The sequence below is a fragment of the Bacteroidia bacterium genome, from assembly GCA_026932145.1.
In the GTDB taxonomy this organism is placed as follows: Bacteria; Bacteroidota; Bacteroidia; order J057; family JAIXKT01; genus JAIXKT01.
The window spans coordinates 3,806-17,981 of the sequence record JAIXKT010000005.1 but is presented as its reverse complement, the minus strand read 5'-3'; the positions used below and the strand labels follow the sequence as shown (position 1 = coordinate 17,981).

Annotated in this window: 10 protein-coding genes and 1 tRNA gene; 3 read left to right on the top strand and 8 right to left on the bottom strand. The window is 39.9% G+C overall.

What is annotated here, in order from left to right:
- Positions 1-475 (bottom strand): hypothetical protein (locus LC115_01145; protein MCZ2355286.1); only part of this gene is annotated, 475 nt, incomplete at its 3' end.
- 184 nt (positions 476-659) lie between these two features.
- Between LC115_01145 and efp the strand changes: the two genes are divergently transcribed.
- Together efp and LC115_01135 are read left to right on the top strand one after the other, a co-directional pair.
- Positions 660-1,220 (top strand): elongation factor P, encoded by a 561-nt coding sequence (efp, locus tag LC115_01140; protein ID MCZ2355285.1) that lies wholly within the window; start codon positions 660-662, stop codon positions 1,218-1,220.
- A 77-nt stretch (positions 1,221-1,297) separates the two neighbouring features.
- Positions 1,298-1,371: transfer RNA gene (locus tag LC115_01135), tRNA-Ile, on the top strand.
- 4 nt (positions 1,372-1,375) lie between these two features.
- Here LC115_01135 and LC115_01130 read toward each other — a convergent pair.
- Genes LC115_01130 through LC115_01100 form a run of 7 tightly spaced genes read right to left on the bottom strand, consistent with a single transcriptional unit; the run spans position 1,376 to position 10,850 of the window.
- Complete coding sequence (locus LC115_01130) at positions 1,376-3,055, bottom strand: ABC transporter ATP-binding protein (GenBank protein ID MCZ2355284.1); 1,680 nt, start codon at positions 3,053-3,055, stop codon at positions 1,376-1,378.
- 60 nt (positions 3,056-3,115) lie between these two features.
- Positions 3,116-5,479: a Smr/MutS family protein gene (locus tag LC115_01125; protein ID MCZ2355283.1), complete on the bottom strand. Its 2,364-nt coding sequence runs from the start codon at positions 5,477-5,479 to the stop codon at positions 3,116-3,118.
- A 5-nt stretch (positions 5,480-5,484) separates the two neighbouring features.
- Entirely contained in the window at positions 5,485-8,097 is a 2,613-nt protein-coding gene (locus LC115_01120) for a M1 family metallopeptidase (protein ID MCZ2355282.1), read from the bottom strand.
- Positions 8,098-8,129: 32 nt separating this feature from the next.
- Complete coding sequence (locus LC115_01115; protein ID MCZ2355281.1) at positions 8,130-9,119, bottom strand: ketoacyl-ACP synthase III; 990 nt, start codon at positions 9,117-9,119, stop codon at positions 8,130-8,132.
- 34 nt (positions 9,120-9,153) lie between these two features.
- The gene (gene plsX / locus LC115_01110) at positions 9,154-10,104 is read right to left on the bottom strand and encodes a phosphate acyltransferase PlsX (protein ID MCZ2355280.1); all 951 of its coding nucleotides are present in this window, start codon (positions 10,102-10,104) and stop codon (positions 9,154-9,156) included.
- 11 nt (positions 10,105-10,115) lie between these two features.
- Positions 10,116-10,298: a 50S ribosomal protein L32 gene (gene rpmF, locus LC115_01105; protein MCZ2355279.1), complete on the bottom strand. Its 183-nt coding sequence runs from the start codon at positions 10,296-10,298 to the stop codon at positions 10,116-10,118.
- 12 nt (positions 10,299-10,310) lie between these two features.
- Entirely contained in the window at positions 10,311-10,850 is a 540-nt protein-coding gene (locus tag LC115_01100; GenBank protein MCZ2355278.1) for a DUF177 domain-containing protein, read from the bottom strand.
- A 278-nt stretch (positions 10,851-11,128) separates the two neighbouring features.
- On the opposite strand from LC115_01100, the gene LC115_01095 reads away from it, so the two are divergent.
- A partial coding sequence (locus LC115_01095; GenBank protein MCZ2355277.1) for a DEAD/DEAH box helicase family protein occupies positions 11,129-14,176 on the top strand: 3,048 nt, incomplete at its 3' end.

Sequence of the window (14,176 nt, the reverse complement as noted above, 5' to 3'; positions counted from 1 at the left end):
CTAGTTCATTTTTTTTGACATGGCTTTTGCGAGCTACTTTTACCTTTGTCCCAAAATGCTTTGTGGCATATTTAAGCACTGTGTTGTATTTAATATCCTTGTTAAACTCATTGGCTATCCATTCCTTGAGTTCAATATACCCTGCCAGTCCATTTTTAGGGTCATGCAGTTTCTCTTCCATTTTTTTATGCTCTTCCTTGGTGAACACTGATGGCTTTCCTGCTTTCCCTTTCCTACCATTATGTAGCAAGGTGTCCATACCTCCTTTTTTGTAGGCAGTGCGCCAATTGTGGATGCTTTGACTGCTGGCACCAATGGTATCCATCAACTCACGTTTAGAAATACCTTTACTGCCCGCCTCTTTCATCGCTACCAACATTTTGATGCGAGGTTGCATCATTAAAGACGATGATTTTAATGATTTTCTCAACTCAGTCAAACTTTCTGATACAGGAATATATAATGCAAATGACATAATGATTTATATTAAAAACCAAAAATAAAATAAAAAACCCAATATGCAAAATATTGGTCTTGTTTATTTTTCACTATCGTATAACTCAATTTCTGAACCAGAACCCAATTAGTCTATAAAAAAGTTTTGATTAACTATAAAACGTAATTAACAAAAGCATAATTTCGCGCTCGAAAACCAACTTATGGCAACAACTTCCGATTTACGAAATGGTGCATTCCTCCGCTTTAATAATGAACTCGTTGTAATAGAAGAATATATTCATCGCACACCCGGTAATCTAAGGGCATTTTATCAAGTAAAGATGCGCTCTGTTAAAACAGGTAAAATCATCGAAAACAGATTTCGTTCCGGAGAAGAGATTACACTCGTAAAATTAGACTTTAGAAAATTACAGTACATTTACCGTGATGACACTAATTTGGTTTGTATGGACGTGGATTCCGGAGAGCAAATTTATGTTGGTGAAAAGTTATTCGGTAATGGAGGTAAATTTCTAAAAGAAGGTATGGACGTTAATGTGGCCTTTGAAGAAGATGTACCGGTGATTGCAGAGATTCCTTTTTTTGTTGAACTTGAGATTACCTATACTGAGCCGGCCATAAAAGGAGATACCGTGAATAATGTACTGAAAGCAGCTACTGTAGAAACCGGAGCTACGGTAAACGTACCGTTATTTATAGATACTGGTGAAAAGATTCGGATAGACACCCGCACCGGAGAATATATGGAGCGCGTAAAATAAATTTTTTTAAAAAAATTGGCTATCGAATATAAAGTTTCGTACCTTTGCGCCGGATAAAATTTACTTCGTGTAGATAAGGGCTTGTAGCTCAGTCGGTTAGAGCAGCGGACTCATAATCCGTTGGTCCCAGGTTCAAGTCCTGGCAGGCCCACCCACTATTCAAACGCAGCAGTAATTAACTGTTGCGTTTTTTCATGCTTAGGGTTCGTCAAAACAGCTTCGGTAGTTCCTGTTTCCACAATAATTCCCTTATCCATCACGAGCACATACTCACACAACTGCCGAATTACGGCTAAATCATGGCTGATAAACAAACAAGTAACACCAAGCATATTTTGTAACTGCTTGATTAAGTTTATGATTTGTGCTTGAACCGAAACATCTAATGCAGATACAGCTTCATCACAGATTAAGAGTTCTGGGCGGGTCGCTAATGCCCGTGCAATAACAACTCGCTGCCGTTGCCCGCCGGATAGCTGGTGCGGAAACCGATAATAAAAACTATCCGGCAAACCTACTAAGCTTAAAAGCTGAATAGCCTCAGTAAAAACCTCTTTGGGAGAAACAATTTTATGTACTCTTAAAACCTCCGAAATAGCACTGCCAATCGTTATTCTGGGATTTAATGCTGAATAAGGATCTTGAAAAACCAACTGTATGCGTTTACGGTATGGCTTCCAGCTATTTTCCGTCAAATGGCTAATGTCAATATCTTCAAATCTGATTTTTCCACTTACACTTGGTTGCAATCCTAAAATAGTTCTTACTAAGGTTGTTTTTCCGCAACCGGATTCCCCAACAATACCCAACGTAGTTCCATGAGAAACATTAAAATTAACTTTATTCAGCGCTTGAAACGGATCCGGCTTTGGCTTCCAAAAAGGAACTTTGGGATAAAATTTGACACATAAATTCTCTACCGATAATATTGTTCCTTGTTTAGGGCTGGCAGAGTAATTTGGTTTTGAACTACTGATGTAATTTACAGGTTCTGCATCCGGCCAAAAGTCAGCAACTGTTGGGAGTGTATCCAATTTTTTATGAATACTGGGTCGGCAAGCCAATAAAGCCTGTGTGTAAGGATGTTTTGGGTTGGAAAATACAGCCTTAGTGTTTCCTTTTTCGATACATTTTCCGCGATACAAGACCACTACGTCGCCCCCAAAGGCGCGAACTAACCCCAAGTCGTGGGAAATAAAGATGATTCCGATATTTCGTTTTTCCTGCAAATCTCGTAATAGATGCAACAAAGCGTGCTGCACAGAAACGTCTAATGCGGTGGTCGGCTCATCGCAGATTAGCAATTTGGGATTGCAGGCCAAAGCAATTGCTAACATAATACGCTGCTTCTGACCTCCGGAAAGCTCATGTGGATAAGAACGAATAATTTGGGTGATTCGAGGCAGTTGAACAGCTTCAAATATTTCTATACAGCGTTGATTTGCAATAGATTGTGATACTTTTAAATGCTGAACTATATGTTCTGTAACTTGCTCGCCGATACGTATTAGCGGGTTCAAAGAAGAAAGTGGGTCTTGGAAAACCATACCTATTTCTTTACCCCGTAATTGTTGCATTTTTGGGGGAGTAACTGCCGCTAAATTGATTTCTCCAAATTGCGTTGAAGGAAAAAGCATTTTTTCAGCAGCTATTTTAGCTCCGCTTAGTAAACCCATGATAGCCAAGGCAGTAACAGATTTCCCACTACCGGATTCTCCAACCAATGCGGTAGTCTGACCTGCCCAAACATCAAAAGACAAGTCCTTAACGACCTCTTGATTTCCAAAACCAATGTTTAGATTGCAGGTTTGCAATATCCTTTGGGTCTCTGACACTATTTAGGGAATAAGTTTTAGCAAAAAAAGGAAAAATCAGCACATCGGCCACTTAATAGTCTAAACTAATTGCACTAAGGTAGCACCGTTTCCGCTGTATTGTGGTAAATCATCAGAAAAAGACTTAACATAACTCATCTGGGAAAGTTTTTCCCGAATAGCATTACGTAATATTCCGCCGCCTTTTCCATGAATTATTTTTACGGAACTTAGTCCGGTTTGCACCACAGAATCCAGATATTTCTCAAGTTCCGTTAAAGCAGCATCAACTCTCAGACCGCGAATATCTAACTCCAATGAATAATTTCTATTTACAACAGGCCGTTCTGCTAACTGAAACGTCTTATTATCAGAATGTTCTACTACCACCAAATCTTGAATTGCAACTGTTAGTTGTACATTTTCCGTTTCTACCGTAGCTTTATTTTTCTGAATTTTAACAACTTCGCCTATTGCATTATTGCTCCGTATTTTTACCCAAGAGCCAACTACTACCGGCTTTTGGGTAGTTATGTATTGAGTAGCGGGTTCTTCGGTGGTCATCTCTTGAGCAAGAGTTTCTAATTCTTGCCGTAAGTTTTTGGTGATTTCTTTTTTCGCTTGATTTTTCCGAATTTCGGCAATTACCCGTTCTATTTTGGCATTGGCTTCTCCTATTAACTCTTTGGCTTGCGACCGAGCTTCTTCTAAAATAGCTTGTTTACTCTGCTGAATAGCCTGTAATCGTTTTTTTTCTTCATCGGCTAAAGTGGTAAGTTGTCTTTTTATTGACTGATTTTCAGCTATTAAGCTATCTAAATCTATTTGTTTACGGGATAAATCTTCTAAATGGTCATCTAAGGAAATGGTTTTAGCTTCTGATAGTTCAGCCGCACGTTGCAATATTTGGGCTGGGAAATTCATTCTTTTGGCTATTTCGAGCGCAAAACTACTTCCGGGATTTCCGACTGATAAATGATAGGTCGGCTCTAACTTAGTTACATCAAAATCCATACAAGCTGATAGGATTCGTTCATCTTGTAATCCCATTATTTTCAAGCTATTGTAATGGGTTGTGATAACTCCAAAGCATTTTTTTTGCAATAATTTTTCTATAACTGCCTGTGCAATTGCGCCGCCGATTTGCGGGTCAGTGCCCGAGCCAAGTTCATCTAAGAGCACCAAAGACGCTTCATTTCCAGTTTCTAAAAATAGTTTTAAGTTATTCAGATGTGCGCTATAAGTACTTAAATCCTGTTGAATAGATTGATTATCACCAACATCAACCAAAAATGATGTAAACAGCGGGAAGCAGGAGTCAGGGCTTGCAGTAGGTAGCAGTCCCGACTGCAACATTGCCTGTAGCAAGCCTACTGTTTTAAGGGTTACTGATTTTCCGCCGGCATTAGGGCCGGAAACCATTAAGAATGAGCACTTTTCGGTTAAAGTTGCCGAAAAGGGGACAACACCGGCAGAGCCTCTCATAACCAGCACCGGATTCCGCGCATTAATTAACCGAAAATATCTTTTTTCTGGCTGAAAATCAGGTAGCTGTGCATTCAACTCTATTGATAATCTACCAGATGCACAGCTATAATCTAACCAAGTTAGGTATTCAAAAGCAGCATTTAATTCGGCAGAAACTTTTTTGATTTCAGCAGTTATTTGCTTTAAGATTCTGATTTTTTCATTTTTATAGGCAATAGTTACTTCTTTTATTTGATTATTCAAATCAACCATTTCCATAGGTTCTATGAAAAAAGTCTGCCCTGTGCCGCTTACGTCATGTACGAGGCCGCGTAAGTGGGTTTTATGCGCTGCTAAAACCGGAATTACATATCGTTCATTGCGAATGGTGTAGCTCTTTTCCTCCGTCCAGCCTTGTTGAATACAACGTTTCAATATACGTTGTAAACTCAACCTAATAGTGTTTTCTAACTCATAAATAGCTTGTTGGCAGCGGAATAACTCAGGACTTGCATTTGGCAAAACACAACCATTGGCATCTAAGAAATCAGAGAAACCAGCCAGTACTTTATGGATAATGATAAAAACATCTCTATTTTGGCATAGGTTAGGACTGACTTCTACCTGCTTTTGCAAAAATTTATGCCAAGCTACACAGGAATTTAGTGCTTGGATAAAGCTGCTTAGGGCTTCTTCATCTAACCAATTGCCGGGAATAGAGGCTGCTTGTAAATGTTTTTTCCAATTTCCATTGGGAAAAAACGGGGTTTGTAGTCCCGAAAAAATGAAAGATTTAGCTTCGTAGGCTGCCCTCAACTGCTTTTGGATGTAAGGTACGTCTATTGAGGGGTGTGTTTGCTGTGCTAATTCTTTGGCAGATTCTGTGATACAGAGTTGCGCAAGACGCTGAACAATTTCAGTAAAGCCTAATTTATCCAGAGCGTTAGCCGGGAAGATTATATCAAACTGCCCAGTCATTGGGGTTAGTTTTTCAGCATATTCAAGATACGCGGGTTAGTCTCAATCTTTTTGTACTCCTCAAAGAATTGTTGAATATCCTCTCTGTCCATAAATTCAGCTAAAACACGCACCACTCCAAGACGCATCCACCAAACAGGATTATTTTTCGCAATATCTTTTAAGAAATTTAATCCCTTATTTTGGGTTGCTTCATCTTGATTGTGCAGATACGATCCTAATAAACTGATTAAAAGAAATTTATCATATCCATCATCCATCATTTCGATGGTTTTGATAGCGTGTTCGTATGCTTTTGGATGATTTGCCAAGAAGTAGATTTCAGCTACTTGGGACATTAACTTGGGATTTTCCTGTTTAGATATTATTTCAGCTTGCTGAACACCGGCAACAGAATCTGCTAAGTATAAGCCGGTTAGGGCAGCTCCCATCACAGAATAGCTACTATCGGATAGCCCTGCTGAAAAGATAGCTTTTAAAGGTGATTTTTCGGCTGCTGAGAATTGGCTATTTTCTTTGTCTGCAACGATTTCTACAAGCCAGTTCATAGCAGATTTTCGGATGGCTGCCTTGGGGTCTTTCTGGGCTAAAACCTTGATTTTTTCAAGTACCGAACTCGGTATTGAAGACCGAGTTTGTAGTTGATCTAATGCTTCCAAACGAATGGCCCAAAATGGATCATCTAAGAGTTCTACAAATATATTTAGTACTTGTTCTTCTTCTAAGTCAGCAGATAAGTTTGCCAAAGCAGATTGTTTCTGTTTAAAATTTGCGCCATTTTTAGCTTGAAACAGCCAATATGCTTGCGGTTTTTCCTCTTTAATTCGAGCTAAAAGCATTTTTTTGCTATCAAATACAATGTTTTGTGGAATTGTATTTGTCGGAAATTTGAATGTAGTATCTTTGGTTTCAAAGGTAACCGGTATTTCCCGTACTTGATTGTTCTCTGTGATAGAGATATAGACCGGCAGGCGATAGACCGGCATATATTGTAAGTTTTGGGCTTGTTTTAAATAGATAACAGCCTGTTTTTGAGTTGTATCGTAGGCGTAACTTATGCTTAGCTCTGGATGCCCGGGTTGTAAGAACCATTGGTCAAAAAACCAATGGAGATCTTCGCCACAGATTTCCTCAAAAGCCATTCTTAGTTCGTCAATTTCGACATCAGAAAAAGTATTTTGGGCTAAATAGAGTTTGAGGCCGGCAAAGAATGCATCATCTCCCAGATAATTTCTGAGGACGTGCAACACTCTACCACCTTTTTGATAAGAATGGCCATCAAACATATCTTCACGGCTTTTATAGTAGTAACGAATCAAGGGTTCGCGTTTTTGACTCGCCTCAGCTAAATAATTAGCTAAATCATCGTCTAAATGTAAATCCGCTTCTTGCTTTCCATATTTATGCTCAATCCAAAGGTATTCGCCATAAGTTGCAAAACTTTCATTCAAGGGGAGGTTAGACCAGGATTCACAGGTTACTAAGTCTCCAAACCAGTGGTGGAAAAGTTCGTGAGAGATAATATCTTCGTGGGTTTCGTCTAAATGTTCACGTGCGTCATGCTGCAAAACACCGGAATGAACTGTGGCAGTGGTGTTTTCCATAGCACCGGAAACAAAATCACGGACTACAATTTGGCTGTATTTAGGCCACGCAAACTTAACGCCCAATTTGGTGGAAAAGAATTCTATCATTTCCGGAGTATTCCCAAAGATAAGTCTTGCATAAGGTTCGTATTCTTTTTCTACATAATAGCTTACTTCTATTCCGCGCCAAGAATCTTTAATGACTGAAAATTCGCCAACAGCCATCATAAAAAGGTAAGGTGCGTGGGGAAGATCCATTTTCCAATAATCTGTACGGGTGCCATTTGGGTTTTGGGTAGAACTCACCAGAATTCCGTTTGAAAGCGTTTTGTATTTCGGATCTACCGTGATATACATTTCTTGGGTCGTTCTTTCGTTCGGGGAATCTATTGTTGGAAACCAGCAGGAATTAGATTGAGTTTCGCCTTGTGTCCAAATCTGTTTGGGCTTTCTGGGGTTTTTCCCGTCATAATTGATGAAATAAAGTCCTTTGTCATCCGTGATAGCATCAGAACCACCATGAGATTTAAGTTCTTCGGGTTTAGCTATATACTCTATAACTATCTGAAAGGCTTCATCTCTGGAATATTTTTTATCTAATTGAATGGTTAGTTCTTGATTATTATATTTATAGATAAGTTTTTGGAGGCTATTATTTTTGATAAGTGAAATAGTTAGAATATCAAATCCTTTGGCATCTAAAACAACTGAATCTTGAGGGTGAAACCAAGGTTTTAATGTTAAGGTTGCTTTTCCGTTCATTCGAGCTTGATCCCACAAGAAATTGACTTCTAATTTTGTATGAATAATATCAATGAGTTTTGTTCTGCTGGGATTGTAAGAATATTTTTGGGGAGCCCAAACGGGTTTTTTTTCTAAGGGAGATGTAGCGGGAGTTTTCTCTTGGCTACTTGGGGGATTAATAGTGGCATCTGCCTTGCCAGTATTCTTATGGGTAGCCTTCCGGCTGCTATGGCAGTTTGAAAGTAATAACGATAAAAAAAGTGTGAATAATGTAAGCCGTAATTGCATAAAAGTTTTTAAATTAATAAAGAAAGTTCGTTTTATGTGGGGTTATATGCCCATTTTACCCAAGATGCTCCCCAGGTGAACCCGCCTCCAAAGGTAGCTAAGATTAAGTTATCTCCTTTTTTGAGTAAGTGTTCCCATTCAGATAAGCAAATAGGAATGGTTCCGGAGGTGGTGTTTCCATATTTTTGGATATTGAGCATAACTTTTTCGGGTGGTATTCCCATTCTTTCGCCGGTAGAATCAATAATTCGCTTATTGGCTTGGTGAGGAACTAACCATGCAATATCTTCCGAAGTTAATTGATTTCGGCGCATGATTTCTAAGGTTGCTTCGGCCATTTTGGAAACCGCAAATTTGAACACTTGTTTTCCTTCTTGGTAAACAAAGTGTTCTTTATTTTGAACCGTTTCTGCTGTTGCCGGTTTTAGGCTTCCACCGGCTTTCATGTGTAGGTGTGCACGTCCGGAACCGTCGCTATACAAGGCTGAATCCAGTAATCCGTATCCTTCTGTATTGGGTTCTAACAATACAACTCCTGCTCCGTCCCCAAAAATAACACAGGTATTTCGGTCTTCATAATCAATGATAGAAGACATTTTATCTGCTCCAACTACCAAGATTCGTTTATATTGTCCTGACTGAATAAATTGTGAGGCGGTTGTGAGTGCATACACAAAGCCGGAGCAAGCAGCCTGTAAATCAAAGCCCCATGCACGTTTTAGGCCGGCCTTATCGCAAATAACATTGGCAGTAGCCGGAAAAACCATATCCGGCGTAGTGGTTGCGCAAATCAGCAGTTCGATAGATTCAGGGGCTATCTGTTTTTTCGTAAGTAATTTCTTAATCGCTTCAACTGCCATATCCGAAGTTCCGTAAGGTCCTTTCAGGATACGTCTTTCTAAAATGCCTGTTCTTTCAACAATCCAATCTGAGGTGGTTTCCACCATTTTCTCTAACTCAGCGTTAGTCAGGATATAATCCGGCAAATAATGAGAAACGCCCGTAATCGCGGCTGTAATCATACAGAGTTATATTTATTCTTAATAGCCGCTGAGATTATTCAGCGTTTTGGGTTAGAAAAGCGGCAGTCAGCTTGTTTATTAAATTTGCCTGAACGATGTCTTTGGCACGTAATATCATATTTTTGTAAGCAGTAGGGCCTGAAATACCATGACCAATTATAGCCACACCTTGAACTCCCAGAATAGGAATACCCCCATAGTTCTCAAAATTGTATAGCTCTACAAAGTCGGTATCGGCAATCTTGGGCTTCATTACTTCGTAAAAAGATTCGGCAAATTTTAAGATAATATTACCTACAAAACCGTCGCATACAATAATATCTGCTTTATTCTTGTTAAAGTCTCGGCCTTCTACGTTTCCAATAAAGTTGATACCTGTTTCTTTTTCTAAAAGTGGGTAGGCATTTTGGGTAAGCGCATTGCCTTTGCTTTTTTCTTCTCCGATATTCAATAAACCAACTCTTGGTTTTGGCATATTAAATATTTCGGTCATGTAAATAGTGCCGATTATAGCCCATTGCGCTAAGTATTCCGGCTTTGCATCAGCATTAGCACCAACGTCCAGAATCAGGATTGGCTGATTCCCATTTGGGTAAATTGCGCCGATGGTAGGGCGTTGAATTCCTTGGATGGTTCCCAAGCCTAATACAGATCCGACCAACATTGCTCCGGTGTTTCCAGCACTAATAAAAGCGTCTATTTGCTGTGCTTTTAGCATCCGGTATCCGGTAGCAATCGAAGATTTAGTCTTAGCTGTAAAAGCCTTTGCCGGGTGCTCATCCATTTCTATAACATCCTCACAATGAAGTATTTCTATTTTTGAGGCTGAAATAGAGTATTTAGCTAATTCTGTTTCGATTACAGCCTGCTGCCCAAATAGAATGACTTTTTCCTCAGATTTTAAGGCATCTAAGGCTTGAATAACTCCAGCGATAGGGGCATGGGGGTAGTAATCTCCCCCCATGACATCCAAACCAATACGCATGGTGTAATTAATTAATCATCAGTACCTTTCATTACTTTTCTGCCGCGGTAGTATCCACTGGCGATATTTACACGGTGATATACCGTTGGCTGGCCGTTAATTGGATCTAAGTAGAGCGGTTTTGCAGTTAGCTTATCATGTGTTCTACGTTTGTCACGGCGAGTCTTGGAATGACGGCGTTTGGGATTTGGCATAAAATTTAATAATTATTTAAGTGTTGATTTTAATTTTGTCAGTTCTGCCCAGCGAGGGTCAATAGTTTCCGCATCTTGAGTTGTTTCTGGTTGGTTGATACCCAGTATTTTAAGTACCTCAGCCGGACAACGTTCTCCAGGGCAATCCGTAGGGATTCGTTTGTTTGGGAGTGAAATACAAACAAAATCATACATCTCCTGAGAAATATCTAAGAAAACCTGATTCCGATTGATTGATACAAAATCAGTTTGTTCTTGTCCTGAAATGGGAGGTGTATAGCTATAAATCACCCGATTAACGCTATGAATAGCCGTTTCAAATGGTTGCGTACAACGGTCGCAAGCCAATTCAACCTTTCCGTCTGCTTTAAAACTGACATCAAGCTGGTTGGCAAACTTAACTACGGTTACTTGATAACTAACCTGCCCGTGTGTAATTAAACCTCCTTGAAACAGATCCCAAAAATCATTATTAAGGTCAAAGCTAAATGTTTGTTCTCCTAATTTTAATTTTGGGATTTCCAAGCAAAAGTCTTGTTGCTTTTTACCCATATCTGCGGGGGCGCAAAGTTAAAATCTTTATGCGACTTATCCAAATATCTCGAGAAAAACGAATATTTAGTTTGGGATTCTGGTTCAGAAAGTATGAAAGAGGTTTATTGCAAAAATATTATGGCAATCAGATTACTTTTTGGGTTTCTTACTTCTTAAAAAATAAGCAGTTTTCTCTGACTGATATTCTACTTCACGATCATTCACTTTGCTATATTATTTGGCCTTGTTTGCTTATGTTTGCCAATATTTAACAAGCTAAAACCCCAAAAAAAGTAATGAGTAGCTCATTCAATACAATTTTAGCAAGGTATCGTGAAACTTCTTTTTCCGAACGCGATAAAGGCGACCGCTTTGAACGCTTAATGCAGGCGTATTTGCAAACCGACAGCAAATATGCAGACCGTTTTAAAAACGTTTGGCTGTGGAATGAATTTTCCGCAAAAGACGACTTGGGCGGAAACGACACAGGCATTGACTTGGTAGCTCTTACTCATTCGGGCGACTATTGGGCTATTCAATGCAAATGCTACCAGGAAGGAACGACCATTGACAAAAAAGCCGTTGATACGTTTATCACTACTTCGGGACGAAATTTTAAAGGTGTTGATTTAAAAACAACTTCGTTTGCTTTTCGCTTGTGGATTGATACCACAGGAAAACCTTTTGGCACAAACGCAGCAGAAGCGTTCAAAAATCAGCAAATTCCTATGGGGCGAATTACGCTTTATGAATTAGCAGACGCACCTGTTGATTGGCAAAAATTGGAAGACGGAATACACGGAGAACAAGCACGAACAGCAAAGAAATCTTTACGCCAACATCAAACCGATGCTTTGAACAATACGCACAATCATTTTAAACAAGCCGACAGAGGAAAATTGATTATGGCGTGCGGAACAGGCAAAACATTTACTTCGTTGCGTATAGCTGAGAATGAAACAGAAGCAAAAGGACTTATTTTATTTTTAGTTCCCTCCATCGCTTTGCTTGGACAAACACTCAACGAATGGTATGCCGATGCACAAGAAAATATAAACGCTATTTGTATTTGCTCTGACCCGGAAGTTACAAAAAAGAAAAGCAAACAAGAAGACATTGACAGCACTTCCGTTGTGGATTTGGCTTTGCCTGCCAGCACCGATGTAAAAAATATCGTTGCCCAATTCAAAGGATTGGAAGTAAAGAAAAACAAAGGTATGACCGTTGTGTTTTCTACTTACCAAAGTATTGAAGTGATTAGCAAAGCACAAAAAGCACTTTCAAAAGAACTGCCGCAATACAGCGAATTTGATTTAATTATTTGCGATGAAGCACACCGCACCACAGGCGTTGCCTTAGTGGACGAAGAAGAAAGTGCATTTACAAAAGTGCACGACAATAATTTCATCAAATCCAAAAAGCGTTTGTATATGACGGCTACGCCACGCTTGTATGACGACACGAGCAAAAGCAAAGCCGCACAAGCCGAAGCCACGCTTTGGAGTATGGACGATGAAAAATTGTACGGACAAGAAATTTACCGCATTGGTTTTGGCGAAGCGGTTTCTAAAAATTTATTGACCGATTACAAAGTGTTAATCTTAACGCTTAATCAAAACGATATACCGCCTGCATTGCAAAATGCCATTGCCGACAAAAACAACGAAGTAAACACCGATGATGTTACCAAACTGATTGGTTGCGTAAATGCACTGAGCAAAAAAGTATTGGGCGATGAAGGTTTGATAAAAGACAGCGACCCCGACCCCATGCGTAGAGCCGTTGCCTTTTGCCAAAGTATTGCAATTTCTAAACGCATTACCGAAACGTTTAATTCCGCTTCCGAAACCTACATTTCGGCTTTGCCAAACGAAGAGCAAAATGCCATGCAGCAAATTGCTTCCTTGCACATTGACGGAACGATGGACGCTACTAAACGCAACGAACTTTTGGCGTGGCTCAAAAGTGAACCACAAGACCGTGAAAGTCGCATTTTAACCAATGTGCGTTGTTTGAGCGAAGGGGTGGATGTGCCAAGTTTAGATGCTGTTTTGTTTCTTTCGGCACGAAACAGCCAGGTGGATGTGGTGCAAAGCGTGGGGCGTGTCATGCGCATTGCACCGAATAAAAAATACGGTTATATCATTATTCCTGTGGTGGTGCCAAGCGATGTAAACGCAGAGCAAGCCCTGGACGACAACGAACGTTACAAAGTAGTGTGGACGGTGCTAAACGCTTTGCGTGCCCACGATGACCGCTTTAATGCCACCATCAACAAAATTGAACTGAACAAAAAACGCCCCAACCAAATTTTGGTGGGCGGTGCGGCATACAGTTTTGACGAACACGGAAATCCTGTAAAAAAAGAACACAGCGGAGACGGACAACAAAGTTCGGGCGAAATTCAACGCCAATTATCGCTGCAATTTGAAGAACTGCAAAACGCAGTATTTGCCCGAATGGTGCAAAAAGTGGGCGACAAACGCTATTGGGAACAATGGGCTAAATCAGTAGCCGATATTGCCACACGACAAACCGAACGCATTACCAAACTCATTAACGAAAACAAAAGGTATCAAAAAGAATTTGAAAAGTTTTTAGCGGGCTTGCATAAAAATATCAACACGAGTATTACGCAAACCGAAGCCATTGAAATGCTAAGTCAGCATATTATTACCAAACCCGTGTTTGATGCCTTGTTTGAGGGTTATTCGTTTGTGAAAAACAATCCCGTGAGCCAAAGTATGCAACGTATGTTGGATTTGCTCAACGAACAAGCATTGGAAAAAGATGCCGAAACGTTGGACAAATTCTACGAAAGCGTAAAAATGCGTGCCGCAGGAATTGACAACGCCACGGGCAAACAACGCATTATCATTGAACTGTATGACAAATTCTTTAAAACTGCTTTCCCTAAAATGGTGGAGAAGTTAGGAATTGTTTACACACCTGTGGAAGTGGTTGATTTTATCATTCATTCGGTAAACGATATTTTGCAAAAAGAATTTGGCAGAAACATAAGCGATGAAAATGTGCATATTCTGGACCCCTTTACCGGAACAGGAACTTTTGTAACCCGGCTTTTGCAAAGCGGTTTGATTGATGTAAAAGACCTTGAACGAAAATACAAACACGAATTACACGCCAACGAAATTGTTTTATTGGCTTATTACATTGCCGCCATTAATATTGAAAATGCTTACCATGATGCGGTTTCGACTTCGCTCAACCGCCAAGAAGACGATGCAGTTTCGACTTCGCTCAACCGCCAAGAAGACGATGCAGTTTCGACTTCGCTCAACCGCCAAAAAGATGATGCGGTTTTGACTTCGCTCAACCGCCAA